The 25,185-nt window shown below is 73.6% G+C and carries 26 protein-coding genes; 7 read left to right on the top strand and 19 right to left on the bottom strand.

The genetic code is table 11. The features are described from left to right. The first annotated feature begins 45 nt into the window (after positions 1–45). From AC0OO9_RS17355 to AC0OO9_RS17340, 4 genes are all read left to right on the top strand, one after another. Positions 46–378 (top strand): DUF1232 domain-containing protein, encoded by a 333-nt coding sequence (locus AC0OO9_RS17355; protein ID WP_484511139.1) that lies wholly within the window; start codon positions 46–48, stop codon positions 376–378. 31 nt (positions 379–409) lie between these two features. Then, positions 410–817, top strand: a complete 408-nt coding sequence (locus AC0OO9_RS17350) for a pyridoxamine 5'-phosphate oxidase family protein (RefSeq protein ID WP_484511138.1) — start codon at positions 410–412, stop codon at positions 815–817. A gap of 300 nt (positions 818–1,117) precedes the next feature. Further along, positions 1,118–1,789, top strand: a complete 672-nt coding sequence (locus AC0OO9_RS17345; RefSeq protein ID WP_484511137.1) for a C39 family peptidase — start codon at positions 1,118–1,120, stop codon at positions 1,787–1,789. A 175-nt stretch (positions 1,790–1,964) separates the two neighbouring features. Further along, entirely contained in the window at positions 1,965–2,567 is a 603-nt protein-coding gene (locus AC0OO9_RS17340; RefSeq protein ID WP_484511136.1) for a hemerythrin domain-containing protein, read from the top strand. Positions 2,568–2,699: 132 nt separating this feature from the next. Here AC0OO9_RS17340 and AC0OO9_RS17335 read toward each other — a convergent pair whose 3' ends face one another. The 3 genes from AC0OO9_RS17335 to AC0OO9_RS17325 all read right to left on the bottom strand — a co-directional run bounded on the left by AC0OO9_RS17335 (position 2,700) and on the right by AC0OO9_RS17325 (position 4,526). Next, positions 2,700–2,936 carry a ferredoxin gene (locus AC0OO9_RS17335; RefSeq protein WP_132231878.1) on the bottom strand — a complete coding sequence of 79 codons (237 nt, stop codon included), beginning with the start codon at positions 2,934–2,936 and terminating at the stop codon, positions 2,700–2,702. Positions 2,937–2,940: 4 nt separating this feature from the next. Continuing rightward, complete coding sequence (locus AC0OO9_RS17330) at positions 2,941–4,143, bottom strand: cytochrome P450 (protein ID WP_484511135.1); 1,203 nt, start codon at positions 4,141–4,143, stop codon at positions 2,941–2,943. A 200-nt stretch (positions 4,144–4,343) separates the two neighbouring features. After that, entirely contained in the window at positions 4,344–4,526 is a 183-nt protein-coding gene (locus tag AC0OO9_RS17325) for an antitoxin (protein ID WP_132231882.1), read from the bottom strand. Positions 4,527–4,728: 202 nt separating this feature from the next. Here AC0OO9_RS17325 and AC0OO9_RS17320 point away from each other — a divergent pair, with 202 nt between their 5' ends. Continuing rightward, entirely contained in the window at positions 4,729–5,856 is a 1,128-nt protein-coding gene (locus AC0OO9_RS17320) for an AI-2E family transporter (RefSeq protein ID WP_484511134.1), read from the top strand. A gap of 20 nt (positions 5,857–5,876) precedes the next feature. Here the strand turns inward: AC0OO9_RS17320 and AC0OO9_RS17315 are convergent, their stop codons facing one another. Next, positions 5,877–6,536, bottom strand: coding sequence for a dienelactone hydrolase family protein (locus AC0OO9_RS17315; RefSeq protein WP_484511133.1), 660 nt, complete (start codon positions 6,534–6,536; stop codon positions 5,877–5,879). A 169-nt stretch (positions 6,537–6,705) separates the two neighbouring features. Here AC0OO9_RS17315 and AC0OO9_RS17310 point away from each other — a divergent pair, with 169 nt between their 5' ends. Then, on the top strand, positions 6,706–6,885 hold the full coding sequence (locus AC0OO9_RS17310) for a hypothetical protein (RefSeq protein WP_132231888.1): 180 nt from the start codon (positions 6,706–6,708) through the stop codon (positions 6,883–6,885). Positions 6,886–6,958: 73 nt separating this feature from the next. Here the strand turns inward: AC0OO9_RS17310 and AC0OO9_RS17305 are convergent, their stop codons facing one another. The 9 genes from AC0OO9_RS17305 to AC0OO9_RS17265 form a co-directional block, all read right to left on the bottom strand. Continuing rightward, the gene (locus tag AC0OO9_RS17305; protein ID WP_484511132.1) at positions 6,959–9,331 is read right to left on the bottom strand and encodes a glycoside hydrolase family 65 protein; all 2,373 of its coding nucleotides are present in this window, start codon (positions 9,329–9,331) and stop codon (positions 6,959–6,961) included. Continuing rightward, positions 9,328–10,080: a beta-phosphoglucomutase family hydrolase gene (locus tag AC0OO9_RS17300; RefSeq protein ID WP_484511131.1), complete on the bottom strand. Its 753-nt coding sequence runs from the start codon at positions 10,078–10,080 to the stop codon at positions 9,328–9,330. Before AC0OO9_RS17300 ends, AC0OO9_RS17305 begins: the two co-directional genes overlap by 4 nt. A 61-nt stretch (positions 10,081–10,141) precedes the next feature. Next, the gene (locus AC0OO9_RS17295; protein ID WP_484511130.1) at positions 10,142–10,606 is read right to left on the bottom strand and encodes a DUF4442 domain-containing protein; all 465 of its coding nucleotides are present in this window, start codon (positions 10,604–10,606) and stop codon (positions 10,142–10,144) included. A gap of 58 nt (positions 10,607–10,664) precedes the next feature. Continuing rightward, positions 10,665–11,963: an ABC transporter ATP-binding protein gene (locus AC0OO9_RS17290; RefSeq protein ID WP_484511129.1), complete on the bottom strand. Its 1,299-nt coding sequence runs from the start codon at positions 11,961–11,963 to the stop codon at positions 10,665–10,667. 134 nt (positions 11,964–12,097) lie between these two features. After that, a complete protein-coding gene (locus tag AC0OO9_RS17285) occupies positions 12,098–14,359 on the bottom strand; it encodes a bifunctional glycosyltransferase/CDP-glycerol:glycerophosphate glycerophosphotransferase (RefSeq protein ID WP_484511128.1) in 2,262 nt (753 codons plus the stop codon). A 16-nt stretch (positions 14,360–14,375) separates the two neighbouring features. Beyond that, entirely contained in the window at positions 14,376–16,382 is a 2,007-nt protein-coding gene (locus AC0OO9_RS17280) for a DUF5941 domain-containing protein (protein WP_484511127.1), read from the bottom strand. Continuing rightward, a complete protein-coding gene (locus AC0OO9_RS17275; protein WP_484511126.1) occupies positions 16,379–17,125 on the bottom strand; it encodes an ABC transporter ATP-binding protein in 747 nt (248 codons plus the stop codon). The genes AC0OO9_RS17280 and AC0OO9_RS17275 overlap by 4 nt, the downstream gene beginning before the upstream one ends. A 2-nt stretch (positions 17,126–17,127) precedes the next feature. After that, the gene (locus AC0OO9_RS17270) at positions 17,128–17,955 is read right to left on the bottom strand and encodes an ABC transporter permease (protein WP_421457000.1); all 828 of its coding nucleotides are present in this window, start codon (positions 17,953–17,955) and stop codon (positions 17,128–17,130) included. 59 nt (positions 17,956–18,014) lie between these two features. Further along, positions 18,015–19,385, bottom strand: coding sequence for an L-serine ammonia-lyase (locus tag AC0OO9_RS17265; protein WP_484511125.1), 1,371 nt, complete (start codon positions 19,383–19,385; stop codon positions 18,015–18,017). Between the two features lie 312 nt (positions 19,386–19,697). Between AC0OO9_RS17265 and AC0OO9_RS17260 the strand changes: the two genes are divergently transcribed. Next, positions 19,698–19,904 (top strand): PspC domain-containing protein, encoded by a 207-nt coding sequence (locus AC0OO9_RS17260; RefSeq protein WP_121396981.1) that lies wholly within the window; start codon positions 19,698–19,700, stop codon positions 19,902–19,904. Positions 19,905–19,988: 84 nt separating this feature from the next. Here AC0OO9_RS17260 and AC0OO9_RS17255 read toward each other — a convergent pair whose 3' ends face one another. The 6 genes from AC0OO9_RS17255 to pdxH all read right to left on the bottom strand — a co-directional run bounded on the left by AC0OO9_RS17255 (position 19,989) and on the right by pdxH (position 24,995). Beyond that, positions 19,989–20,756 carry a DUF4230 domain-containing protein gene (locus AC0OO9_RS17255; RefSeq protein WP_484511124.1) on the bottom strand — a complete coding sequence of 256 codons (768 nt, stop codon included), beginning with the start codon at positions 20,754–20,756 and terminating at the stop codon, positions 19,989–19,991. Between the two features lie 153 nt (positions 20,757–20,909). Next, positions 20,910–21,215: a type II toxin-antitoxin system VapB family antitoxin gene (locus AC0OO9_RS17250; protein ID WP_089002310.1), complete on the bottom strand. Its 306-nt coding sequence runs from the start codon at positions 21,213–21,215 to the stop codon at positions 20,910–20,912. 200 nt (positions 21,216–21,415) lie between these two features. After that, positions 21,416–22,018, bottom strand: coding sequence for a nitroreductase family protein (locus AC0OO9_RS17245; RefSeq protein ID WP_484511123.1), 603 nt, complete (start codon positions 22,016–22,018; stop codon positions 21,416–21,418). Between the two features lie 12 nt (positions 22,019–22,030). Then, positions 22,031–22,960: an aldose 1-epimerase family protein gene (locus AC0OO9_RS17240; protein ID WP_327030326.1), complete on the bottom strand. Its 930-nt coding sequence runs from the start codon at positions 22,958–22,960 to the stop codon at positions 22,031–22,033. Between the two features lie 53 nt (positions 22,961–23,013). Next, positions 23,014–24,321, bottom strand: coding sequence for an MFS transporter (locus tag AC0OO9_RS17235; RefSeq protein WP_484511122.1), 1,308 nt, complete (start codon positions 24,319–24,321; stop codon positions 23,014–23,016). Continuing rightward, positions 24,318–24,995 (bottom strand): pyridoxamine 5'-phosphate oxidase, encoded by a 678-nt coding sequence (gene pdxH / locus AC0OO9_RS17230; RefSeq protein WP_484511121.1) that lies wholly within the window; start codon positions 24,993–24,995, stop codon positions 24,318–24,320. The genes AC0OO9_RS17235 and pdxH overlap by 4 nt, the downstream gene beginning before the upstream one ends. Between the last annotated feature and the right edge of the window lie 190 nt (positions 24,996–25,185).

The raw sequence follows: 25,185 nt of genomic DNA, 5'->3' as shown, positions 1-25,185 counted from the left end.
CGGCATGGCCGGGCGGAACCGGTCCCGCTGGGCTAGCGTGACGGCATGTCCAGGGAGGCGTGGATCGTCGTCGGCGTCGTGGCGGTCGTCACGTTGGTCGGCGCGGTGGTGCTGGCCGTCCGTGTGATCCGCACCCGCCGCCTGCTCGGCACGCTCGGGCTGAACGGCAAGCTCGCCTTCTACGGGGCGCTGCTCTACACCGTCCTGCCGATCGACCTGCTTCCCGACCCCATCTACCTGGACGACATGGCGGTGCTGACCGGCGCGCTGCTCTACCTGGGTCGACTGGTCCGGCAGCGCCGCGCCGCGAGCGCGCCGCTGCCCGGGGCACCCGACGCGCCGTCCGGCGCCGACAGGGAGCACCGTCGCGTGCCATGATCGGTGCCGCGCCGCGAGACAGGGGACGGACATGCCCGGCGACCATCGGTTGGCGCCCCACGACGAGCGGGTCGTGGCGTTCTGCCGGGAACGGCACCTGGCCACGTTGACCACCCTGCGCCCGGACGGCACCCCGCACGTCGTACCGGTGGGGGTCACCTTCGACGCGTCGACCGGGCTGGCCCGCGTCATCACCGGCGGCGCGTCCCGCAAGGCCCGGCACGTCGCCGCCGCCGGCCCCGGGGGCGCCCCGGTGGCCGTCTGCCACGTCGACAGACGGCGCTGGCTCACCATCGAGGGGCGGGCCGTCGTGCGCTCCGACCGGCCGGCCGTCGCCGAGGCCGAGCGCCGGTACGCCGAGCGCTACCGGACGCCCCGCCCGAACCCGGACCGGGTGGTCATCGAGATCGCGGTGACGCGCCTGCTGGGCAGCCTGTGACCGGTTGACCGGTTCGTCCCGCCACGTGCCACCCGCGTACGCCTGACCGGTCCGGGGTGTGACGCGGCGCATCCGTACGCCGGAATCCTGCCGCCCGTGGCCCGGTTGAACCTCGACGTGCGGCCGGTATGCGTCCCCGGCCGCGGGCCCGGAATGCCCACCGGAGCAGGGCCGTTGCATCCCTGAGTACGCCCGTGGGCCGACCGCCCCGGGCCGTCGAGTTCCCCGAGCCGAGCGCCTCTCCCGGTGCTGCGCGCCGCCGGTCCCCCGGCGGCGTCGACCCCCGATTGGAGCCCGACCATGAATCCGATCGTCCAGAAGAGCGGTCTCTCCGTCGCCGGCCTGCTGGTGGCCGGCGGATGCCTCGCGGGTCCGGCGGTGACCGCCCAGGCGGCGCCGGCGGCGACCACCCCGGTCGGCGCGGTGCACACGGACGACCGCGCCGCCAAGAACGGCCGCGCCGACCGGCGTGCCGAGCGCGCCGTGGGCATCGAGTACCAGGCGCAGCCCAACTTCTACTACTGCGGTCCGGCCGCGACCCGGATCGCCCTGTCGGCGCTGGGCCGGGCGCTCCCCCAGGACGAGGTCGCGAAGAGGCTGGGCACCACCGAGGCCGGCACCGACTCGGCCCTCGACATCACGCGCGTGCTCAACGAGCTGACCGGCCGCGGGTACCGGACCACCGAGATCCCGGATCCGGTGGCCAGGCCGGAGCAGGTCGACCGGCTGCGCTCCGACGTCGTCGCGGCCCTCGACAAGGGCCGGCCGGTGGTGGCCAACATCAAGGGCACCGCCGTCGACACGGTCGGCAACCCGCACTCGTACGAGGGCGGGCACTACCTGACCCTGGTGGGCTACCGGGACGGCGGCGATTTGATCCGGATCGCCGACCCGGCCGCCCCCGAGGGCGAGTACTGGATGACCCTGGAAAAGGTCGCCAACTGGATCGCCGAGCGCGGCTACTCGTCCTGATCCGACCCGCCGAGGGCCGGCCTCCTGCGGGGGCCGGGCCTCGGCGTACCGGCGCGACGGGCGCGGCCGAGCGCGGGACGCGGGTCGGCGACACATTGATGACCGGTGGGTTCGGCGGACGGTTCCCGGGTACCAGGCCCACAACCGACCGATCCGCAACCGGTAAGGGGCAGACATGACCAACCCACAGGACATCAGGGGTCAGGACGTCGTGGACGTCCTGACCGCCGACCACCGTGAGGTCGAGGCACTCTTCGTGCAGTTGGAGAGCCGGCAGGGCACCCCCGAGCACCGCCGGCAGTTGGCCGACGTGGTGATCGCCGAGCTGGTCCGGCACGCCGTGGCCGAGGAGATGCACGTCTATCCGACCGCCCGCAAGGCGCTGCCGGACGGCGACCAGATCGCCGAGCACGAGATCTCCGAGCACGCCGACGCCGAGCGGACCATGAAGGAGCTGGAGTCGGTCGACCCGTCCGACCCGCGCTTCGACGAGCTGCTGGCGCACCTGACGGGCACGATCCGGCACCACGTCAAGGACGAGGAGTCGGACCTCTTCCCCCGCCTGCGCGCCGCGGTCGCCACCGAGGAGATGGTCGAGCTGGCCGGCAAGGTGGAGGCGACCAAAAAGACCGCCCCGACCCGGCCGCACCCGGCTGCGCCCGACCGGCCGCCGGCGAACCGGCTGCTCAACCCCGGCGCCGGCCTGGTGGACCGGATGCGGGACGCGCTCAGCGGCCGCGTCACGTCGACGGCGGAGCTGGGCCAGAAGCAGCGCTGACCGCCCCCGCTCATGGTGGCCACGCCCGGCCCGGGGCGTGGCCACCGGCATGTCACCGGCCGGCGCGGAAGGCGACCACCGGGCGGGCCACGCGACCCGCCCGGCCCAGGCCTCCGGCAGGACCCGCCCGGCTCAGGTCTCCGGGGCGATCCGGCGCAGGCCGTCCGCCTCGGACACGATGACCGCCTCCATCGGGCAGGAGTCCGCGGCGTCCACCAACGCGTCGTCGGGCGCCACCCGCTCGGCCAACGGGCGGGCCAACCCGTCCACCAGCACGAAGTGCCTCGGCGCGGTGCCCGCGCAGATTCCCGACCCGATGCACCGCGTCGGGTCCACGTGCACCCGCCACTGCTCGTCCGTCGCACTCATCCGTTCACCAACTCACCGGCATGGCGACGAGCCCCCGGACCAGCAGGCCGCTCTTCCAGGTCAGCTCGGATTCCGGCACGGCCAGCCTCAGGTCGGGCGTGCGGGCGATCAGCGTCTCCAGGACGACCTGGAGCTCCATCCGGGCGAGCTGTGCGCCGACGCAGTGGTGCACCCCGTGCCCGAAGCCGAGGTGCGGGTTGACCTGCCGGGTCAGGTCGAGCCGGTCCGCGTCGGCGAAGACCGTCTCGTCCCGGTTGGCCGACGAGATCGACACCACCACCGGCTCACCGGCCCGTACCAGCACGCCGCCGACCTCGACGTCCTCCGTGGCGTAGCGGGCGAAGGCCGAGGACGCGCCGAGCGGCACGTACCGCATCAACTCCTCGACGGCAGCCGGCACCAGGTGCGGCCGCGACCGTAGCCGGGCCCACTCGTCCGGGTGGGTCAGCAGGGCGTACACGAAGTTGGGGATCTGGGTCACCGTCGTCTCGTGCCCTGCCGCGAGCAGCCCGGCGGCCAGGCGCACGACCTCGTCCTCGGCGAGCCGGTCGTCGGCGTCCCGGGCCCGGACCATCGCGCCGATCAGGTCGTCGGTGGGTTGCTCGCGCCGCCGCGCGATCAGCTCGCCCATGTACGCGAGGAGACTGTCGATGTACTCCTGGGCCTGTTCCGGGTTCAGCGAGGTCGTCGACACGATCGCCTCGGACCAGGTGTGGAAGCGGTCCTGGTCGGCCACGGGGACGCCGAGCAGGTCGCAGATGACCCGGATCGGCAGCGGGGTGGCCAGGTGCTCCACCAGGTCTGCCGGCGGACCGGCCGCGAGCATGCCGTCCACCAGCTCGTGGGCCACCTCCCTGGTCCGGGGTCGCAACTCCTCCACCCGGCGGGCGGTGAACGCCTTCGCCACCAGGCGACGCAGCCGGGTGTGCTCCGGCGGGTCCATCGACAGGATCCCGCCCTCCTGCTGTCGCGGCGAGTTGCGGGGCTCGTCCCGGTCCACCGAGGCGGCCCGGCTGAACCGCGCGTCGCCGAGCACGGTCCGGACGTCGGCGTGCCGGGTGGCGAGCCAGGCCGGCTCGCCGAACGGCATCTGGATCCGGGTGAGCGGTTCCTCCCGGCGCAGCCGGGCGTAGCGCGGGTCGAGGTTGAGCCGGTCGGGGTCGCTGAACGGATAGCGGTGGGCGGTCGTCTCGGGGGCCTCGGTCACCGGATGACTTCCTCTCGTCACGGCGCCCCAAGGGGAGAGCGCCGGTCCGGTCGGGGATGACTCCACTTTGAGTCATGTTCCGACTGCGGATAGTAGCGAGAGTGGTCGATCCTTGGCTAGCGGTACGCGTCGATCCGTCAGGAAGCAGTCGTCCCGGGCCGCCTGCCTGCGCGGCGACCCGGGACGACGCTACGAGGGGTTCAGCGGACCTGGTCGCCTTCGCCGGTGCGCGCCTGGGCCTGGTCGACGCCCTTGTCGATCTGCTCGTCGTACTTGCCGCCAGTGCGCTTGTCGGCCATGTCGCCGCCCTTCTCCAGGCCCTTGTCGACCTGCTCGTCGTGCTTGTCGGCGAAGTCCTTGGCCTTGTCCATGAAGTCGCTCATCGGGGTCCTCCTCGAAGCCGGTTCCGATCTCAGGCTTCCCTGGGCCCGGGGGCTCAAACGCGACGGAGCAGCAGCCCGGGGGCGGTCGGGAAACGGGCGGTCGCCCCCGACGCCCCGGCCGCCCATCTAGCGTGAAAGGGGACGCGGGTGTCGAAGGGACGCCGGCCGGGTACCGACTCGCCGGAGATCGAGGAGGGCCGACGTGGTCGCAGACGATGCCGGGCGTACGCCCGAGGGAACGCCGGGCCGGGACGCGGGCTCCCGACAGACCACCTGGGCCGCGCTCCCCTGGCTGGTCCGCTCGGCCGTGGTGTGGAGCGCCTGCCTGGTGGTGATCGTCGCCGGGCTGTACCTGCTGGGGAAGATCGCGGTGCTGCTCGCGCCGCTGGCCATCGCGCTGGCCGTCACCATCTTCCTCGCCGCGCTGCTCGACCCGGTGCAGCTCGCGCTGCGCCGGCTCCACCTGCCCGCCGCGCTGGCCGCCCTGCTCACCGTGCTGCTGCTGCTCGGCCTGCTGTTCGGCGTCGGCGCGCTGGTGTGGAGCCTCACCGCCAACCAGTTCAGCGAGTTGAGCGAGGAGCTGGTGCAGGGCCTGCAACGGACCCGGGACTTCGTGACCTCGACGCTGCCGGTCAGCGACCGGCAGCTCGACCAGCTCCTCGACCAGGCCCGCCAGGGCCTCGGGCAGGGCTCGGTCGACCCGGTCTCCGGCGCCAGGACGGCCGCGGAGGTGCTCGGCTCGGCGCTGCTCGCGCTCGTCCTGCTGTTCTTCCTGCTCAAGGACGGCAGGTCCATGTGGCGCTGGACGCTGTCCCGCACGACCGGGCCGAACCGGGAGGTGACCGCCGAGGCCGGCCGGATGGGTTGGCGGACGCTCGGCGCGTACAGCCGGGGCACGATGCTGATCGCCGCGATCGACGCGATCGGCATCGGCTTGGCGCTGGTGGTGCTCCGGGTGCCGCTGGCCTTCCCGCTCGCGCTCATCACCTTCTTCGGCGGCTTCATCCCGATCATCGGGGCGACCGTGGCCGGCGCCGTGGCGGTGCTGGTCGCGCTCGCGGCGAAGGGGCCGGTGACCGCACTGCTCGTCCTCGCCGCCGTGATCACCGTCCAGCAGGTCGAGGGCAACCTGCTGGAGCCGCTGGTCATGAAGCGTCAGGTGCGCCTGCACCCGGCGGTGATCCTGGTGGCGGTTACCGCCGGCACCCTGATCGCCGGCATCGCCGGGGCCTTCGTCTCGGTGCCGATCACGGCCGTCGTCTGGCGGGTGATCGACACCATCCAGCAGCACCGCCAGCGCCCGACGCCCGCGCCCCCGACCCCCGCCTGACCACCTGCGCGGGTGGGTCCTCAGTGCGGGGCGGGGAGGTGGGTGGTGAACCAGTCGGCGGCACTGTGCGCCACCTGTTCCAGGGTGCCGGGCTCCTCGAAGAGGTGGGTCGCCCCCGGGATCACCGTCAGCTCGGCCGTGTCCGGCAGCGCCTCCTGGGCCTGCTCGTTGAGCGTGATCACCTGCTCGTCCAGGCCGCCGACCAGCAGCAGCGTGGGCGCGCGCACCTGATCGAGCGCGGCGCCGGCCAGGTCGGGACGGCCGCCCCGGGAGACCACCGCGCCGACGAGGTCCGGCCGGGCCGCCGCCGCCACCAGGGCGGCGGCGGCCCCGGTGCTGGCCCCGAACAGCCCGATCGGCACAGCGCCGAGGGGTCGCTCCGCCGCCAGCCAGTCCACGATCGCCGCGAGCCGACGGGCGAGCAGGGGGATGTCGAAGCGCAGCTCGGCGGTACGGGCGTCCACCTGGTCCTCCGCCGGCGTCAGCAGGTCGACCAGCACGGTGCCGAGGGCACTGCGGTTGAGCACGTGCGCCACGGCCGTGTTGCGCGGGCTGTGCCGGGAACTGCCGCTGCCGTGTGCGAAGAGCACCACGCCGGCCGGCTCCGCCGGGATCAGCAGGTCGGCCGGAAGTTCGGCGTCCCCCGCCGGGATCGCCACCGCGCTGCTGCGCACGTCCATCTCGCCTCCGTACGTCCTCGGTCGTCCCCGTTCCGGCCGCATACCCGTCCCCGGCGCCGGCAAGCGGCCCCGGCGCCCCCGGCGTTTGTCGCCGAGGGGCCCGGGTAGGCGTCGGGTGACCGCAGACCGTACCGGCGCAACCGCGCCCCGACGGATCGCGAGGATCGCCATGGCCCAGCAGCAGCGGGAGACCCGGCAGCAGACCACCGACCGGGACCGGCGGGAGCAGGACACCGAACGCGGCCGGGACTGGGCGGACGACGCCGCCCAGGCGCGCACGGCCGACGACCCGCGGGCGATGGCGCCCCGCGACGCGGCGGACCGCCCGTCACAGGGCAGGCCGCTCTGACCGATGCCGCCGGGCGACCGGCACAGGTCCTACGCCGCCGGCCCGCCGTCGTCGACGGCGGGCCGGCGGTCGGTCACGGCTCGTTCTCGGGCAGGCGGAGCAGGGGAGCCCGGCCGGGGGCCTGCTCCGGGACGGGGCCCGACACCTCCGCCGCAGGGATCGGCATCGTCACCGGCTCCCCGCAGGTGACCCGGACCGGCTCGCCGTGGTGCCGCAACTCCAGCACGTCTCCCGGGTCGCCGTGGCGCAGCGCGTACGTGGTCTCGTGCGGCCGGACGTCGACCCGCAGCCGCATCCCGCGCCACTGGAGGGAGAACTCCAGCCGCCCGAGGCGGCTCGACAGCCGCGGCGCGAAGGAGAGGTTGCCGTCGTGGTCGCGCAGCCCGCCGAACCCGCCCACCAGGGCGATCCACGCGCCGGCGAGCGAGGCCATGTGCACCCCGTCGCGGGTGTTCTCGTTGAGGTCGTGCAGGTCCATCAGCGCGGCCTCGCGCAGGTAGACGTGCGCCAGTTCGGGGTGGCCCACCTCGGCGGCCAGCACCGCCTGGGTGCACGCCGACAGCGAGGAGTCGCGCACCGTACGCCGCTCGTAGTAGAGGAAGTTGCGCAGCTTCTGCTCCGGCGTGAACGCGTCGCCGCGCCAGTGCATGGCCAGGACCAGGTCCGCCTGCTTGACGACCTGCTTGCGGTAGAGGTCGAAGTACGGGTAGTGCAGCAGCAGCGGGTACTTCTCCGGCGGCGTGTGCACGAAGTCCCATTCCTGGAGCCGGGTGAAGCCCTCCACCTGTTCGTGGACGTCGATCTCCTCGTCGTACGGGATGTGCATGGACGCCGCCGCGTCCCGCCAGGCTGCCGCCTCCTCGTCGGTCACGCCGAGGTGGAACGCCTCGTCCCGGTAGCGCATCACCGCGTCGGCCGCGCTGATCAGGTTCCGCTGCGCCATCAGGTTGGTGTAGATGTTGTCGTTCTTCACCGCCGTGTACTCGTCGGGGCCGGTGACCCCGTCGATGTGGAACTGGCCGTGCCGGTCGTGGTGACCCAGCGACCGCCACAGCCGGGCGGTCTCCACCAGCAGCTCCAGCCCGATCTCGCGTTCCAGCTCGGTGTCCTGGGTGACCTGGACGTAGCGCCGCAGCGCATCGGCGACGCCGGCCGCGATGTGGAAGGCGGCGGTGCCGGCCGGCCAGTACCCCGACGACTCCGGCCCCTCGATGGTGCGCCAGGGGAACGCCGCGCCCTCCAGGTTGAGCGTCCGGGCCCGCTCGCGCGCGGCGGCCAGGGTGCCGTGCCGCCAGTGCAGCGCGTCCCGCACGGCGGCCGGTTGGGTGTAGGTGAGCACCGGCAGGACGAACATCTCCGTGTCCCAGAACGCGTGCCCGTCGTACCCCGGACCGGTCAGGCCCTTCGCGGCGATGGGCCGCCGCTCCGCCCGGGAGCCGGCCTGGAGGACGTGGAACATGCCGAACCGGACGGCCTGCTGGATCTCCGGGTCGCCCTCCACCACCACGTCGGCGGCGTCCCAGAACTCGTCGAGGTATTCGCGCTGCTCGCGGAGGAGCCCGTCCCAGCCGTCGATCCGCGCCCCCGTCAGGGCGGCCTCGACCTGGTCGCGCATCGCCGGCAGCGACCGGCGGCTCGACCAGCCGTACGCGAGGTACTTGACCACGCGCAGCGTCTCGCCGGGCTGGAGCACGCACCCGATCGTGGTACGCACCCAGTCCTCGTACCCCTCGGACTGGCTGGTCGTACGCCCCGGGGCGTACACCTCGTGTTCCATGGCGGCGGCCACCCGCAGCCCGGAGACCTTGGTGCGGTGGATCAGCAGCCCGCCGTCGGCGGTGGTGAGTTCCTCCTCGGCCTGCAACGGCGACTCAAGCACGGCCGCGACCCGCGGGTCGCCGCTCTGCGCGGGCAGCGCCTCGTTCGCCACGAGTTCCGACTGGAGGATCAGCCGCAGCGGGCCGTCCACCGCCTCGACCTCGTAGCTGATCGCGGCGACGGCGCGTTGGGTGAACGAGACGAGCCGGGTGCTGCGGACCTTGATCTCGCGGCCGGCCGGGGAGCGCCAGTGCAGTTCCCGGTGCAGGGTGCCGGCGCGCAGGTCGAGGACCCGTTCGTGGGCGAGGAGCTCGCCGTAGCGGACGTCGAGCGGCTCGTCGTCGACGAGCAGCCGGATCAGCTTGCCGTTGGTCACGTTGACGATGGTCTGGCCCGACTCGGGGAACCCGAAGCCGGCCTCGGCGTACGGCAGCGGGCGCAGCTCGTAGAAGGAGTTGAGGTACGTGCCGGGCAGGCCGTGGGGTTCCCCCTCGTCGAGGTTGCCGCGCAGCCCGACGTGCCCGTTGGAGAGGGCAAAGACCGACTCGGACTGGGCCAGGACGTCCATGTCCAGCCGGATCTCCCGGACGTGCCACGGCTCGACCGGATAGGCCCGTTCCCGGATCACGCGGTCTGCCCGGGGTCGAGCAGGTCGGCGAGGTCGGTGACCACGACGTCGGCGCCGTGGGCCAGCAGCTCGGCGGCCTGGCCGACCCGGTCCACCCCGATCACGTACCCGAACCCGCCGGCGCGGCCGGCGGCGACCCCGGCGAGGGCGTCCTCGAAGACGACGGCGTTGCGCGGGTCGACCCCGAGCAGTCTCGCGCCGGCCAGGAACGTGTCCGGCTCGGGCTTGCCGCGCAGCCCCTCGGCGCGGGCGACGAGCCCGTCCACCCGCGCCTCCAGCAGCGCTTCCAGCCCGGCGGCGGCGACCACCTCCCGGCCGTTCGCGCTGGCCGTGACGACCGCCCGGCGCAGTCCGGCGGCGCGCGCCGCCTCCAGGTAGGCGACGGAGCCGGGGTAGACGTCCACGCCGTGGGTGCGCAGCCGCTCCAGCAGCAGCACGTTCTTGCTGTTGCCGACCCCGTTGACGGTGTCGGCGTCCGGCGGGTCGTCGGGCGACCCCTCGGGCAGCACGATGCCCCGGGAGGCGAGGAAGGTGCGCACCCCGTCGGCGCGCGGCCGGCCGTCGACGTAACGGTTGTAGTCCGGCCCGGGGTCGAAGGGACGGAACTCCGCGCCGGTGGCGGCGGCGTGACGGCGCAGGAAGGCGTCGAACGTCTCGGTCCACGCGGCGTTGTGCACCCGGGCGGTCTGCGTCAGCACACCGTCCAGATCGAAGAGACAGGCGGTCACGTGAGCAGGCAGGCCCAGCACGGTACGAATCTATCCAGACCTCCGCGCCCGTAAACCGCTTTCGGTCCGCTTGTCGCGCGGCTCAGTTCGGGCGCAGCGTCCAGACCACTGTCATCCCGCCGGTCGGCTTGCCCTCCTCGGTGGCGATCTCCACCTGGACCGGGAACTCCGGCCGGCGGCCGGACTCCAGCTCCGCGACCACCTCGGCGACCGGCCGGTCGAGGCGCGCGGTGGCCAGGACGGGGCCCATGGCCAGCTTCCGGTACGCGATCTCGGCCCGTACGGCCAGCGGCGTGGCCCGGTCGAGCAGGTGCCCGAACGCGGCCAGCACGACAGCGCCGGAGGCGGTCTCGCCGAGGGTGAACATGGCCCCGGCGTGCGGGCCGCCGACGTGGTTGTGGGTGGCCGGCGAGTCGGGCAGCCGGACGGTCACCCGTACCCCGCCCTCCGCCTCGGGGGCCACTTCGACGAATTCGATGCCGAGCGTACGGGCGAACGGCACAGCCTCCAGCATGCCGGCCGCCACCTGGCGCGAGTCGATGGTCATGACCCGACGTTACTAGCCGGTAACTTCCCCGACAAGCCCGCCCTTCCTTACACCTCCGTCAGCGCCAGCCCACGTCGATGCGGTCGCCGCGCTCGTCGAAGAAGTGCAGCGCGTCCATGCGTACGGAGACGGCCAGGGGGTGCCCGGCGGCGATCCCCGGGTACGGCGCGAGCCGGACCGCGAGCTCGGCGGGGCGCCGATGGTGCCGGCCCGGGTCGTTGAGCACGCTGGTGCGGGTGGCGGCGACCGGGGCGGGCACCTCCTCGGCGGCGCGCCCGGTCAGCCGCTGCATCACCTGTCCGAAGCGGCGCAGGCCGCGCTGGCCGGTGGGTGCCTCCTCGGTCCGGGTGCCCATCTCGTCCACCACGATCGCGGTGGCCCCGATGTCGAGGAAGGCGAGCGACTCGTGCCCGTGGTGCTCCAGATAGCGGATGCGGCCGTGCAGCACGGCGCCCTGGGTGTCCGGCGCGACCGGGGTGAGCGCCTCGGCCCGCATCCCGACCACGATCCGCTCGCCGTGGTAGTGCGCGACCGCCCGGCTGCGGATGTCGTCCCACGGCAGGTGGAGTGCCTGGTCGCCGAGGGTGAGGGTGACGTAGCGGTCGAGGTGGACGTAGACGGAGGCCTCCAGCAGGTTCATCCGCGGGCTGCCGAGGAACGCGGCCACGTAGAGGGTGGCCGGGCGACCGTAGACCTGGGTGGGGGTGCCGACGTCCTGGAGGACGCCCTTGCGCATGATGGCGACCCGGTCGGCCATGGTCAGCGCCTCGGCCTGGTCGTGCGTGACGTAGATGGTGGTGACGCCCAGCTCCCGGGTCAGGCCGGAGATCTCGGCGCGCAGTTCGGCCCGGAGCCCGCTGTCGAGGTTCGACAGCGGCTCGTCCATCAGGAAGAGGCCCGGACGGCGCACGATCGCCCGGCCCATCGCGACCCGCTGGCGTTGCCCGCCGGAGAGCTGGCTTGGCTTGCGGCCGAGCACGTCGCCGATGCCGAGCGCGCTGGCCACGTCGGTGACCCGCTCGCCTCGCGGCTCGGGCTCCAACCCGGCCAGCTTGAGCGGGAAGGCGATGTTGTCGCCGACGGTCATGTGCGGGTAGAGCGCGAAGTCCTGGAAGACCATGGCAATCTTCCGGTCGCGGGGCGGCAGGTCGTTGGCCAGCTCGCCGTCGAGCATCACCGCGCCCGACGTCGGTTCCTCCAGCCCGGCCACCATCCGCAGCACCGTGGACTTCCCGCAGCCCGACGGGCCGAGCAGCACCATGAACTCGCCGTCGTTGACGTCGAGATTGACGCTGTCGACGGCGAGGGTGCCGTCCCGGAACACCTTCGTGACATCCTTGAGTGCGACGGTTGTCACCGTGCCCTCCCCCCACCTCGTCGACCGAATCCCGAATGACTGTGACGAGGATCATGCGGTTCGCACATCGGGTAAACGTGCCATGTTCGGCTTGTGACGGCCCTGTGACGCCCACCCGGCGGGATGAGCCAGCGTCAGCGGGGTCCGCCTCCCGCCTGCGACGCCGGGGCCAGCGCGCCGACTCCGTACGTTGACCGGGCGGCGCTGGCCGGTTCGCCGAGGAAGACCCGGCGGACCACCCGCTCGGCGGCGTGGCCGTCGTCGAGTGCGCAGAACCGGGCCCGGAACCGCTGTCGGGCCGAGCGCGCCGCCGCCGAGTCGACCCCGCCGGCGCGGAACAGGTCGAGCAGGTCGGCGAAGCTGGTGGCCACCGCGCCCGGCGGCTCCGCCGTCACGTCGAAGTAGACGCCCCGGGCCAGCCGGTACGCCTCCCAGTCGGGGGCGTAGACGACGATCGGCCGGTCGAGCACGGCGTAGTCGAACATCGCCGAGGAGTAGTCCGTGATCAGCACGTCCGCGACGAGGTAGAGGTCCTCCACGCGCGGATGGCCGCTGACGTCGCGTACCCGGTCCCGGTCGGCGGGGCGCCGGGCGCGTAGCTCCCGGTCGTGGAAGTAGTGGCTGCGGATCAGCAGCCGGCCGGCCGGGCCGAGCACGTCGAGCAGCCGTTCCGGGTCGAACGGCGGCCGGTAGCCGGGCAGGTGCTCCCGGTGCGTCGGGGCGTACAGGACGACCCGTTCGCCGGGCCCGAGGCCGAGTCCGGCACGCAGCCGGCGCACCTCCCCGGCGGTCGCGGTGACCAGCCGGTCGTTGCGCGGGTAGCCGACCTCCAACGTGGTGTACGCGGCCGGGTACGCGCGCTCCCACATCTGCGTGGAGAAGCTGTTCGCGCTGACGCTGTAGTCCCACCGGTCCACCCGGCGCAGCAGCCCGGCGAAGTCCATCCCCACCGCGCCGACCGGGTAGCGCTGCTGGTCCAGGCCCATCACCTTCACCGGCGTGCCGTGGTGGGTCTGCACGTGCACGGTGCCCGGCCGCTTGCGGACGTGGTCCGGGAAGTTCACGTTGTTGACCAGCCACCGCGCCCGGGCCAGCGCCCGGTAGTACGCGGGCGTCCCGGCGACCACGTACGCGACGCCCTCGGGCACGGTGTGCACGCGGTCCCGCCGGACGATCCACACGCCGCGCACCTGCGGCGCCAGCCGCCGGGCCGCCTCGAAGATCGCGGCCGGGTTGTCCGAGTAGCCCCGGTACCAGTAGGCCGCGTAGACGGCCAGCGTCTCATCGACCGGCCGGCGCAGCTCGGCCCGGTAGTACTCCCGCAGCAGGGCGTCCCGGGCCAGCCGGGCCGCGCGCCGGGCCGGGGGCGCGACCCGCCGCTTGGCGCTCCGCGCGGTACGCCGGGCGGCGTCCCGCGCGCGGTAGGCGGTGCGCAACGCGCTGAAGGTACGCCAGCGCCCGGCGGCCACCAGCCGGTGCTTGAGCCCCTCCGCGCCCGCCGGGGCCGGATAGCCGCCGGGCGGCAGCCAGCGCGCGTGGTCGGCGGTGATCTGGGCGAAGAAGGCCGGCCGCAGCTCGGGGTCGATCCGTTCCCCGTTGCCGAGCACGCTCAGGTAGTGCCAGACCATCCGCTCGAACAGCGCGGGGCGCAGGTCGTCGACCGCCGGCCCCCAGGCGTCCATCAGCCGGAACACCCGGTGCCACTGGTCGAAGACCTCGAAGTGCCGCTCGCCCCTGGTCCTGGTGATCGCCCCGGTGCGGCGCTGCCGGTAGTTGACGCAGACCCGGTCCAGCACGCCGATCCGCTCGGCGGCCATCAGCACGGGATAGCTGAACGAGACGTCCTCGTACCAGCCGGGGGCGAAGCGCAGCCCCTCCTCGATCAGGAACTGCCGGCGGACCAGCCGGTTCCAGGCGGTGTGCAGCAGCCGGAGCGTCTCGGGCCGGTCCCGCAGCCGGAAGGTCTCCTCGCCGGGCGGTTCCGGAAAGACCTCCGCCATCGCGCTGCGGCTGGTGGCGTCGTTCCAGTGCGTCCGGACGTGGTCGACCAGGAGCACGTCGGGGCGGGTGGCGCGGAGGCGGCCGACCACCTCGGTGAGGCACTCGGGGGCGAGCCAGTCGTCGCCGTCGACGAACCAGACGTACTCGCCGGCGGCCCGGTCCAGCCCGATGTTGCGGGCCGGACCGAGCCCCACGTTCTCCGTCAGCCGGACGGCACGCATCCGCGGGTCGCGGGCCGCGTACTCGGCGAGGATCTCGCCGCTGTCGTCGGGCGAGCAGTCGTCGACGCCGATCACCTCGATGTCGGTGACGGGCTGCCCGAGGATGGAGTCGAGGCATTCGCGCAGGTAGCCCTGCACCCGGTAGGCCGGCACGACGAAGCTGATCAGTGTCATCGGCCGGCCCCTGTCGTCAGCCCGGCGAGCGACCTCCCGCGCCGACCAGGCCCGCCGACGCCCGCGCGGCGCGGGCGGGCAGGACGACCCAGGCGAGGGCGACACTCCCCACGAAAACCACGAGAAGGTACGTACCGAGTGTAGCCATCCCGATACCCGCAAAACCGACGATCGCCGCCAGGGCCAGCAGCACCGACCGACCCTCCCAGCCCAGCGTGCCGCCGTGCAGCGGCGGGGCGGACTGCCGCTTCTCCAGCCGCGCGGTCAGGTCGTAGTGGTGCAGGGTCAGCACGAAGACGTACCCGAAGATGAGCCACGGCGGCACGTCGCCGACCACCCCGACCGCGACGGCGAACAGGAACTCGCCCGCCCGCAGCGCGGCCGGCACCAGCCAGTCCAGCGGCCCGGTGTGCGTCGCGCCCGCGCCGAGGCCGGCGACCAGCAGCACCAGCAGCGCGACCGGCACCGCCCACCGCGGGACCTCCGCCCCGTCGCGGGTCAGCAGCGCCGCCACCAGCAGCGCCGCCGGGCCCAGCGCCGCGACGACCGCCAGCGCCAGCGGGCCCACCGGCCGGAGCGCCGGCAGGAGCCGGGCCAGCGGCCCGTCGTCGCGGTGCAGGGTGGCGTCGACCGTGTCCAGCACCGGCACCCGCATCCAGCGGGCCCGCAGCGTACGCAGCGCCCCGGTGTACGCGAAGGCCAGCACCCCCCAGGCCAGCACCGCGTACAGGCTGACCAGCGGGCCGAACAGCGCCACGGTGATCGCGATCAGCGCCCACCGCTCCCCGATCGGGAAGACCACCGTGCGCTTCAGCCAGTACGACACCGACCCCGTGTCGGCCTGCACCCGGTTGGAGGCGGCGTTCAGCTTGTCGCCGATGCCGCCGCCGGCGGTGCCGACCGCCTTCGGCCGGCGCGCCGCCTCGTCGTGCAGCACGCCGTACCAGGTGTCCGTCATGTGCCGGACGGTCTGGAGGGTGATCGCGGCGATCGCCAGCGCCCAGCCGTACCGGAAGCCGGCCTGGGTGGCCCCGTAGCCGAGGCCGGCGTAGACCACGTACTCCTTCGCCCGGTCGGCCATCGTGTCCAGCCAGCCGCCCCACGCGCTGAAGTGCCGGGTGTAGCGGGCGAGCTGCCCGTCCACGCAGTCCAGCACGAAGCCGAGGTAGAGCAGCACCGCCCCGGCGACCAGCGCCAGCCGGCCGCCCGTACCGAAGAGCACGGCGGCGGCCACCGCGAAGGCCACCGAGATCATCGTGACGGCGGTCGGGCCGAGCCCGAGCTTCGCCGACGCCTTCGTCACGTACGGCGACCAGGTGCTGACGAAGAAGGTGGTGAAGAAGTCGTCCCGCTCCTTCACCGAGAGCTTCAGCTCGGCCCGGTCCTCGTCGACGGCGGCCACGGCCGCCTCTGCGGCGGCCAGCCCCGCCGGGTCGCCCACCCGGTGCGCCACGAGCAGGCGTACCCGCTGGGCGAAGGTCAGCACACCGAGCCCGGCGAGGCCGGCGAAGAGCCGGTCCACGGCCGGCCCGGCCGGCGGTGGCGCGGCGGCCGACGGCGCGCCGACGGGCACCACCCCGGCGGCGGCCGCACGCGCGGCGGCGGCGAGCGACGGCAGGTCGTCCACGCCGACCCGCAGCGCGCCACCGAACACGCCTGTGGCTTCGCCGTCCAGCGCCTGCGCCGGCCCGGCCCCGACCACCTGGCCGCGCTCCTCGCGCACGGCCGTGTGGCCGTCGCCGGGCGGGTCGGTGAGCACCAGCGCGACCGTCGGCCCGACGGGGCTGGTGGCCAGGTGCCGCAGTACGGCGGTGTGCGCGACCAGGTCGGCGCCGGTCACGAGCACCGGCTGCGTGGCCGCGTCGACGAGGTCGGCCAGCTCGTCCAGGCCGGCGGCGTGGCGCACCTCGTGCGCCCCGGCGCGCCGGAGCTGGTCGGCCAGCCGGTCGGCGAGGTGTTCGCCCGAACGGGTCGGCAGGCTCGCGGCCGGGGCGTCGGCGGCGAGCACGATCGCGAGCGTCACCGCGGAACCGCGGCGTGGTACGCGTGCAGCGCCTCGGCGATCGTGCCGTCGACGCCCACCCGGCCCCCGTCGAGGTACAACCCCCGACGGCAGAACCGGGTCAGGTCCTTTTCGTTGTGTGACACCAACACCAGAGTGCGCCCCTCCCCGAGCAGACGGTCGATCGTCGCATAACACTTCTTGCGGAACTCCTCGTCCCCGACCGCCGTCACCTCGTCCATGAGCAGGATCGGGTGCGGCAGGTGCGAGATGATGGCGAAGCCGAGTCGGACCTTCATGCCGGACGAGTAGTGCCGCACCGACGTGTCGACGGCCCGCTCCACCTGCTCGCCCGCGAACGAGACGATGTCGTCGAAGTGCCGCCGCAGGTAGCCCGACGGAAGCCCGTGCAGGCCGCCGACCAGGTAGAGGTTCTCCCGCCCGGTCAGGTCGTTGGAGAACCCGGCGGAGAGTTCCAGCAGCGGCGCGACGTCCCCGCGCACCCGGATCCGGCCCTCGTCGGGGATGAGCACGCCGGCGATCAGCCGCAGCAGGGTGCTCTTGCCGGTGCCGTTGCGCCCGACCACGCCGACGGTCTCCCCGGCCCGGACCGAGAACGACACGTCCCGCAGCGGCCAGAACCGGCCGTCGTCGGCGCCGCGCCGTCCCCGGTGGATGAGCAGCTCCCGCAGCCGCAACTGCCGCCGCCGGTTGCGGACAAACCGGATGCCTAGCCCCTCCGCCTCGATGATCGGATCGGCCATCCCTACAGTTCCTTGAGCACGGCGGGTTCGAGCCGGCGGAACGACCACCAGCCGGCGGCCAGCACCAGCAGGCTGACGCCGACGGAGATGGCGAGCAGCCGGGCGTCCGGGAACTCGTCCGGGTACCAGACCGCGTGGTGCAGCTGGAAGATGCCGACCAGCGGGTTCAGCTCGTAGGCGACCTTCAGCCAGCCCGGCAGGTCGGCGTCGCGCACGAGGCTCAGCGGGTAGATGATCGGGGTGGCGTAGAAGAGCACCCGGACGACCAGCCGCATGAAGCGCTCGACGTCGCGCATCAGCACGTTGACCGCCGAGAGCAGCAGCGCCAGCCCGACCAGCAGGACGGCCTGCACCGCCACCGCGAGCGGCAGGGCCAGCAGCGACCAGCCCGGCTCGACCCGGCCGGACGCGGCGTACCCGACGGCGACGGCGAGCAGGATCGGCAGGCCGGCGGCGTACTCGGCGAAGCGGCCGGTGACCCGGCCGATCGGGAAGACCTGCCGTGGCACGTTCATCGTCGTGATCAGCCGGGCCTGGCCGGTCAGCGCGTTGGTCGCCTCGCTCAGCGCCGAACTGGTCCACATCCAGGCGAAGATCCCGGTGAGCAGGAACAGCGGGTACGAGTCGGCCGCGTCGCCGAGGTGGCGGTTGGTGTCCCGGGAGTAGAGGACCCCGAAGACGAACCAGTAGATGGCGCCCAGGCCGAGGGGCTCGATCAGCGACCAGAGATACCCGAGCACGGACTGCTGGTACTTCACGGCGAGGTCGCGCCGGACCAGGATGCGCAGCGAGGTGCGGTGCGACCACAACGCCGCGACGCCAGAGGTCACCGCCGCCTCCCGCCTCACCGGACGGACGACAGGCTAGCAGTCGATGAACGAACGCCCCCTCAGCACTCGATCACGTTGACGGCCAGTCCGCCGCGCGCCGTCTCCTTGTACTTCACCTTCATGTCCGCGCCGGTCTCGCGCATGGTCTTGATGACCTTGTCCAGCGAGACGTGGTGCACCCCGTCGCCGCGCAGCGCCAGCCGGGCGGCCGTGATCGCCTTGATGCTAGCCACCGCGTTCCGCTCGATGCAGGGGATCTGCACCAGACCACCGACCGGATCACAGGTCAGCCCCAGGTTGTGCTCCATGCCGATCTCGGCGGCGTTCTCCACCTGCGCGGGTGTGCCGCCCAGCGCCTCGGCCAGCCCGGCGGCGGCCATCGAGCAGGCCGAGCCCACCTCGCCCTGGCAGCCCACCTCGGCGCCGGAGATCGAGGCGTTCTCCTTGAACAGGACGCCGATCGCGCCCGCCGCCAACAGGAACCGCACCACCCCCTCCTCGGAGGCGCCCGGGGAGAACCTGGTGTAGTAGTGCAGCACCGCCGGGATGATCCCGGCCGCCCCGTTGGTCGGCGCGGTGACGACCCGGCCGCCGGCCGCGTTCTCCTCGTTGACGGCGAGGGCGAAGAGGGTCACCCAGTCCATCGCCCGCAGCGGGTCGGCGGGGTCGGATTCCGTCTCCAGGCTGCGGCGCAGCTCGGCCGCGCGGCGGCGGACCTTCAGCCCGCCGGGCAGCACCCCGTCGCGCGAGCAGCCCCGCTCGACGCACTCCCGCATCACCCGCCAGATCTCCAGCAGGCCGGCGCGCACCTCGCCCTCACCGCGCCAGGAGAGCTCGTTGGCGAGCATCACCTCGCTGATCGACAGCCTCGTCGACGCGGTCACGTCGAGCAACTGCGCGCCGGTGAGGAACGGGTGACGTACGCGCGTGGTGTCGGGCTTGATCCGGTCCGCCCCGGCCGCCGCCTCGTCCACCACGAAACCGCCGCCGACCGAGTAGTACGTCCGCGCCCGCAGCTCGGCGCCCCGGTCGTCGTACGCGACGAAGGTCATCCCGTTGGGGTGGTACGGCAGCGACCGGCGCCGGTGCAGCACCAGGTCGTGGTCGGGGTCGAAGTCGATCTCGTGCGCGTCGAGCAGGCTCAGCCGGCGCTCGGCACGGATCCGGGCGATCCGCGCGTCGACGGTGTCGGTGTCGACGGTCTCCGGGGCCTCGCCGGCCAGCCCGAGCAGCACCGCCCGGTCGCTGCCGTGGCCGTGCCCCGTCGCACCCAGCGAGCCGAAGAGCTCCGCCTGCACCCGCACCGTGCCGGACAGCAACCCGTCGGCCTTCAGACCCGCCACGAACGTACGGGCGGCCCGCATCGGCCCCACCGTGTGGGAGCTGGACGGCCCGATACCGACACTGAACAGATCGAAAACGCTGATCATGGCTGCACTTCCTCGCCGTCGTACCTCGTGGGTCTCCGGCACGGTCGTGGCCGGCCCGGTCGGGGCGGCCGTCCGGCACCCGGGGGTGTGGGTGCCCGACCGGCGAGCCTACCCGCCCAGCTCAGCCCCTGCCGCCAGCCGCGACCGGTCGTGATGTCCCGGCATGTCCCGGGGGCGTCGCGGGGCCGGTTCCCGGGTAACCACCTACGGGTACGGGCACCGCCGATCCTCCTCCGGACCGAGGGCGCGGTGGCCACCCCTTCCTACCGTTGAGGGCAGAGGCGGCGAACGCCGCAGAGTGGGAGTACGACGATGAGTCGCAAACTGGTCCGCCCCCGTCAGGGGCGCATGATCGCCGGCGTCTGTGCCGGCCTGGCCCAGCGTTTCGGCAGGTCGGCCGGCTTCATCCGGCTGCTGTTCCTGCTGTCGCTGCTGCTGCCCGGCACCCAGGTGGTCGTCTACCTGGTGCTCTGGGTCCTGATGCCGAACGAGGACCGCTACGCCGCCGCCCGCTACTGACCCCGCCCCCGCCCGAGGCGGGGGCGAGCACGAGGCGCCCGTCCCGTCGACCGGGGCGGGCGCCGTCGCGTCGTGGGCCCGCCGTCAGGGGGCGGTGTAGGTGACCGTCACCTTCTCGTAGCCGAGGGAGCGCAGCAGCCCCTCCAGCATCTTGCGGGTGTTCTCCTCGGCCCGCTGGGTCAGGCCGCTGTCGCGGGCGGCGGTGGTGATCCGCTCCTCGGCGAGCTGGTAGACCTGCTGCTGGCGGTTGGGGTCGCCCTTGACCAGCTCGCCGACCCGGTTGAGCAGCCCGCGCTCCTCGGCGAAGACGTAGCTCTTCTCCAGGTCGAGGTTGGTCTTGGCGAGCTGCGGCGCCGGCAGCCTGATCTCCACCGACTTGCCGTCGGCCGACTCCACCACCGCGCCCTCGGAGATCTTGGCGAAGTCGACGTACGCCTCCACGCTGCCCGCCCCGACGAAGAGGGTGCGCTGGCTGAGCAGCCAGTCGGGCACGTTGCGCCGGTCGTTCTGGAGATCGACGACCACCTGGAAGTTGCCCTCGGCCGCGACGTAGCGGCTGAGATCCTGGATCGACTTGAGCAGCGGCGGCTGGCTGCGGTCGGTCTGTTCCTTGGCGAACGGGTTGCGGAAGTCCGGCAGCAGGCCGGTGGCCTGCACACCGAGCAGCACCACCACCGCCAGCGCCGCCGCGCCGAGCACCCAGAGCAGGCCGTGCGCGGGCCCGCCCGCCGGTGGTGGTGGCGCATCCGGATCCGGCTCGGTTGTGACAGCCGACCGCTCCTTGAGCGCCTCGCCGGTCGGATAACCGGGGAACTCCCTCGTGGGCTCGTTGATGTCACCGTCGCGGGCCATGGCCCTCACCGTCCTCGTCAGACACGTCGTCTGGAGATGACGGTACGGCTCCGGTGCGACAGCCGCTCGTCGAAGGGCGCCGGCAGGCGAAACCGCCGCGTCGAATCCGCGAAATCGCAGGTCAGTACGGGTCGGACGGCCGGCGGGCCGCGCTCACTCGATCGGCCCGGAGAGGACGAGCACCCGGGCGTGGATCTGGTTGCGCTGCTGGAGCGCCGCCCGCAGGGCGCGGTGCAGCCCGTCCTCCAGGTAGAGCCCGCCGTTCCACTGCACGACGTGCGGGAAGAGGTCGCCGTAGAAGGTGGAGTCCTCGGCGAGGAGCTTGTCCAGCGCCAGCTCACGCTTGGTGGTGATCAACTGGTCCAGGCGCAGCGGCCTCGGCGGGATCTCCGCCCACTGCTTGAGCGTCAGGTTGTGCTCCGGGTAGGGACGCCCGTCCCGGACCGCTCTGAAGATCACGACGGCACGCTCCCCTCCCCCTCGGCGGGCCGACCCGCGACACCGGGTCGGGTCGCGGCGCGGCACCGCGACCCGCGGCACCGATGACCGTGCCAGCGTAGCGGGCTGCACCACACCGTGTTCTGCTCCCCAATGCCAGTTTCGCCACCCGCCGTCCGGTTCGCCACCGGACGAAACACCTGACGGCACACTGGCGCCGCTCAGCTCCAGCGCCCCCGCCGGACCACCTCGCCCACCGGGCGACGCCCCCGGCGCAGCGACGGTGACCGGTGGTCAGGCGCGCGATAACCCACCGTGACGGCGCCGACGGGCTCGTACGCCTCCGGCACCCCGAACGCCTCCCGGTAGGCGTCGAGGCGCTGCGCGGGGATGCCGAAGAAGCACGCCCCCAGCCCCTCGTCCACGGCGGTCAGCAGCATCAGCAGGGCGGCGAAGCCGGTGTCCACGTACCAGTAGGGCACCGGCCAGCGCTCGGCCGAGCGGTCCGCCCAGCCCTTGTCCGGTTCCGCGTAGCGCTCCAGGTAGGCCGACCGGTTCGCGTGCGGGACGACGATCAGCGGGGCCTTGCGCATCCCCGCCAGCCACCGCTCCCGGCCGCCGCCGCCCGGCGTGGTCGCCGCCCAGAACCGCTCCCGGTCCTCCGGCGCCTCCAGCACCAGGAAACCCCAGCCCTGGGCGAAGCCGGCCGACGGCGCGCGGACCGCATGGTCGAGCAGCCGCTCCACCACGTCGGGCGGAACGGGACGGTCCGGGTCGTAGTTGCGCACCATCCGGCGTCGCCGGACCACCTCGCCGAAATCCATGCGCTCCCCCGCTCAGGCCCCGGGCCGTACGCCCCAGGCACCCCGCCAGGTCGCGCCCGGCTTCAGGGTGATCACGTCCCGACCCGAACGGAACGCGTCCGGCGGGCAGGTCATCGGCTCCACCGCCACGGAACGGCGCCGCCGCTCGCCGGGCAGGGCGTCGCCGGTGAACACCTGCCACCAGCCGAACTCCCGGTCCGCCCAGATCCGTACGCCCGCCGTGCCGTCCGGGGCCGCCAGGCTGACCACCGAACCGCCGTCGTCGTCGCGGATCACGTCGCCGAAGCAGAGGTCGAGCCGGGCGCCGCCGATCCGGCGGGGGCTGGTCCAGTCGTACTCGGTGCCGGCGACCGGGGTGCCCCCGATCGGCAGCAGCCGTCCGTCCACCTGCAACCGCGTGCGGGCCGGCAGCCGCATCGACAGGTCGTCCACCGCGACCCCGGGCACCCGCAGGTACGGGTGCACCGCGAAGCCGAACGGCGCGGGCTCGGCGCCGAGGTTCGTCGCCTCGTGCTCCGCGCGCAACCCGTCCGGGCCGACGCTCCACCGGGTACGCAGCCGCAGCGGCCACGGGTAGCCCGGCTGCGGCGGCAGGTCGTAGCCGACGGTCACCGCGTCGGACGACTGCTCCACCAGCCGCCACGGCACCCAGTTGACCAGCCCGTGGATGGCCACTCCCCGGTCCGGCTCGCTGAGGGTGAGCTGCAACGACCGCTCGCCGAAGGTGTAGCGCCCGTCGCGGATCCGGTTCGGCCAGGGGGCCAGCACCTGCCCCGCGCAGCCGGGACAGATCTCGTCGGCGGCGTACCCGTCGAGGTGGTCGGTCCCGTCGTGCCGGTATGTCCGGACCCCACCGCCCACCTCCACGATGACGGCCTCGTGGCCGGCGGCGGAAATGGTCCACTGCGCGCCCGAGGGCGGACGCTGGTCGGGGGTGTCCATGCGGGCGACCCTAACGGTTCCCGCCCCGCCGTCGCTCGCCCCGACCCGCCCCGTCACGCCTTGTCACCGCCGGGCGGGTCCGCCGCCCGGTAGCGCAGCAGCACCGGGAAGGCCACCGCGAGCAGCACCGCGAGGGCCGCCGAGAGCAGCCCGCCGCCGACCCAGGCGACGCCGCCGCCGAAACCGGCCGCCACCGCCCCGGCCCGCAGGTCGCCCAGGCGCGGGCCACCGGCGATGACCACCGTGTTGACACCCATCAGCCGCCCGCGCATCCGGTCCGGCGCGTAGACCAGCAGCATCGACTGCCGCAGCACAGCGCTGACCAGGTCGGCCGCCCCGGCCACCGCGAGCAGCAGCACCATCAGCCAGAGCTGGCCGGCGAGGCCGGCCGCCGCGATCGCCAGCCCCCAGCCGACCACCGCCAGCACCAGCACCAGCCCCTGCCGGCGCAGCCGCCCGATCCACCCGGAAGTCAGCCCGCCGAGCATCGCGCCCGCCGCGATCGCGCTGTAGAGCCAGCCGACGGCCGCGCCGCCGCCGAAGCGGGACTCGGCTATCTCGGGGAAGAGCGCCCGGGGCATGGCCAGCACCATGGCGATCAGGTCGATGACGAAGGAGAGCATCAGCACCGGGGTGGTGGCCAGGTAGCGCAGGCCGTCGACGATGCTGGCCAGCCCGGCCCGCCGTGGGGCGGCGTCCGGGTCCGCGTCCGGGTCCGGCTCCGGCGGCATGGCCGGCAGCTTCACGGTCGCCCAGACGGCGACCAGGTAGAGCACCGCGTCGGCCGCGTACGCGATCGGCAGGCCGAGGTCGGTGCCCCACCAGGCGAAGATCAGGCCGGCGGCCAGCGGGCCGAACACCGAGGCGGCCGTGTAGGTGGTGAAGTTCAGCGTGGTCGCCGCCGGCACCAGCTCCGCCGGCACCAGCCGGGGCAGGATCGCGTTGCGGGTGGGCGAGCTGATCGCGAAGGCGATCGACTGCACCGCCACCAGGACGAGCAGCAGCAACGGGCTGCCGATCCCGAGCACCGCCTGCACCGCCAGGCCGAACGTGGCGGCCCAGAGCACCGCCGCCGTCGCCAGCAGCACCTTGCGCCGGTCGTGCGCGTCGGCCACCGCGCCGCCCCAGAGCCCGAAGACCAGCAGCGGTACGAACGCCGCGATCCCGATCAGGCCGACCCAGAGCGAGCTACCGGTCAGCGCGTACATCTCCACCGGCACGGCGACCGCGGTGAGCTGGATGCCGAACATCGCGATGCCGTTGCCGAGCCACATCCGCCGGTACGCCGGCACGGCCAGCGGGCGCACGTCGATCGCGAACCGGCGCAGCCCGCTCGGCCGCGCGTCCTTGAGCTGGGTCACGGCGCCAGCCGCTCGACGCTCCACTCCCCGGGCCCGGTGAGCCGGAACCGCAGCCGGTCGTGCAGCCGGCTGACCCGGCCCTGCCAGAACTCCACCGACTCCGGCCGCACCCGCAGGCCACCCCAGTACGGCGGGGCGGGGATCGGCTCGACCTCGGCGAACCGCTCCGCCGCCGCCCGGTACGCCTCGTCCAGCACGGCCCGCCCGGGGATCACCCGGGACTGCGTGCTGGCCCACGCGCCGAGCTGGGAGCCGCGCGGCCGGCTGGCGAAGTACGCCTCCGTCTCCGCCCGGTCGACCCGCTCGACCCGGCCGGCCACCACCACCTGCCGGTGCAGCGGGAACCAGGGGAAGACGAGGCTCACGTGCGGGTTGACGGCCGCCTCGGCGCCCTTGCGGGACCCGTAGTTGGTGAAGAAGACGAAGCCCTCCGGGTCGTACCCCTTCAGCAGCACGGTGCGCGCGCTCGGGCGGCCCTCGGCGTCGGCGGTGCCGAGCACCATCGCGTTCGGTTCGGGCAGTCCGGCGGCGACCGCGTCGGCGAACCAGCGGGCGAACTGGCCGTGCCAGTCGGCGGCCAGGTCCGCCTCGGAAAGGCCCAGCTCCGGGGCGTACTCGTTACGCATACCCGCCGGCCGGACTGTGTCCCCCGTCACGTTCCCCCTCCTCCTCATCGACCCGGCCCGCTGCCTGCGGCGCTGGCCAGCCCGCACCGCACAGTGTCGCCGACGCGGTCCGGGCCGCCCGGACCGGGGATGTCGTGTGCGGCACAGTCGCAGTGGGTCGCGAATCCGGTTACCCAGCAGGCAAGATGTCACGAACACATCCCTGAGGGTCGCCTAAGGCGCTCGCCCGGCTGGGCCG

The organism is Micromonospora sp. USAFONa4 (assembly GCF_057197825.1).
The sequence above is the reverse complement of the archived record's forward strand: the minus strand, read 5'-3'. Positions and strand labels throughout refer to the sequence as shown.

Bases quoted from the DNA above. Each gene is read 5' to 3' on its own strand.
- AC0OO9_RS17275 (WP_484511126.1), bottom strand. From the start codon at position 17,125: ATGGCCGATCCGATCATCGAGGCGGAGGGGCTAGGCATCCGGTTTGTC.
- AC0OO9_RS17245 (WP_484511123.1), bottom strand. From the start codon at position 22,018: ATGGATTTCGGCGAGGTGGTCCGGCGACGCCGGATGGTGCGCAACTAC.
- AC0OO9_RS17310 (WP_132231888.1), top strand. From the start codon at position 6,706: ATGGCCCAGCAGCAGCGGGAGACCCGGCAGCAGACCACCGACCGGGAC.
- AC0OO9_RS17295 (WP_484511130.1), bottom strand. From the start codon at position 10,606: ATGACCATCGACTCGCGCCAGGTGGCGGCCGGCATGCTGGAGGCTGTG.
- AC0OO9_RS17260 (WP_121396981.1), top strand. From the start codon at position 19,698: ATGAGTCGCAAACTGGTCCGCCCCCGTCAGGGGCGCATGATCGCCGGC.
- AC0OO9_RS17345 (WP_484511137.1), top strand. From the start codon at position 1,118: ATGAATCCGATCGTCCAGAAGAGCGGTCTCTCCGTCGCCGGCCTGCTG.
- AC0OO9_RS17255 (WP_484511124.1), bottom strand. From the start codon at position 20,756: ATGGCCCGCGACGGTGACATCAACGAGCCCACGAGGGAGTTCCCCGGT.
- AC0OO9_RS17355 (WP_484511139.1), top strand. From the start codon at position 46: ATGTCCAGGGAGGCGTGGATCGTCGTCGGCGTCGTGGCGGTCGTCACG.
- AC0OO9_RS17285 (WP_484511128.1), bottom strand. From the start codon at position 14,359: ATGACACTGATCAGCTTCGTCGTGCCGGCCTACCGGGTGCAGGGCTAC.
- AC0OO9_RS17335 (WP_132231878.1), bottom strand. From the start codon at position 2,936: ATGAGTGCGACGGACGAGCAGTGGCGGGTGCACGTGGACCCGACGCGG.
- AC0OO9_RS17240 (WP_327030326.1), bottom strand. From the start codon at position 22,960: ATGGACACCCCCGACCAGCGTCCGCCCTCGGGCGCGCAGTGGACCATT.
- AC0OO9_RS17340 (WP_484511136.1), top strand. From the start codon at position 1,965: ATGACCAACCCACAGGACATCAGGGGTCAGGACGTCGTGGACGTCCTG.
- AC0OO9_RS17315 (WP_484511133.1), bottom strand. From the start codon at position 6,536: ATGGACGTGCGCAGCAGCGCGGTGGCGATCCCGGCGGGGGACGCCGAA.
- AC0OO9_RS17265 (WP_484511125.1), bottom strand. From the start codon at position 19,385: ATGATCAGCGTTTTCGATCTGTTCAGTGTCGGTATCGGGCCGTCCAGC.
- AC0OO9_RS17325 (WP_132231882.1), bottom strand. From the start codon at position 4,526: ATGAGCGACTTCATGGACAAGGCCAAGGACTTCGCCGACAAGCACGAC.
- pdxH (WP_484511121.1), bottom strand. From the start codon at position 24,995: ATGAGGAGGAGGGGGAACGTGACGGGGGACACAGTCCGGCCGGCGGGT.
- AC0OO9_RS17350 (WP_484511138.1), top strand. From the start codon at position 410: ATGCCCGGCGACCATCGGTTGGCGCCCCACGACGAGCGGGTCGTGGCG.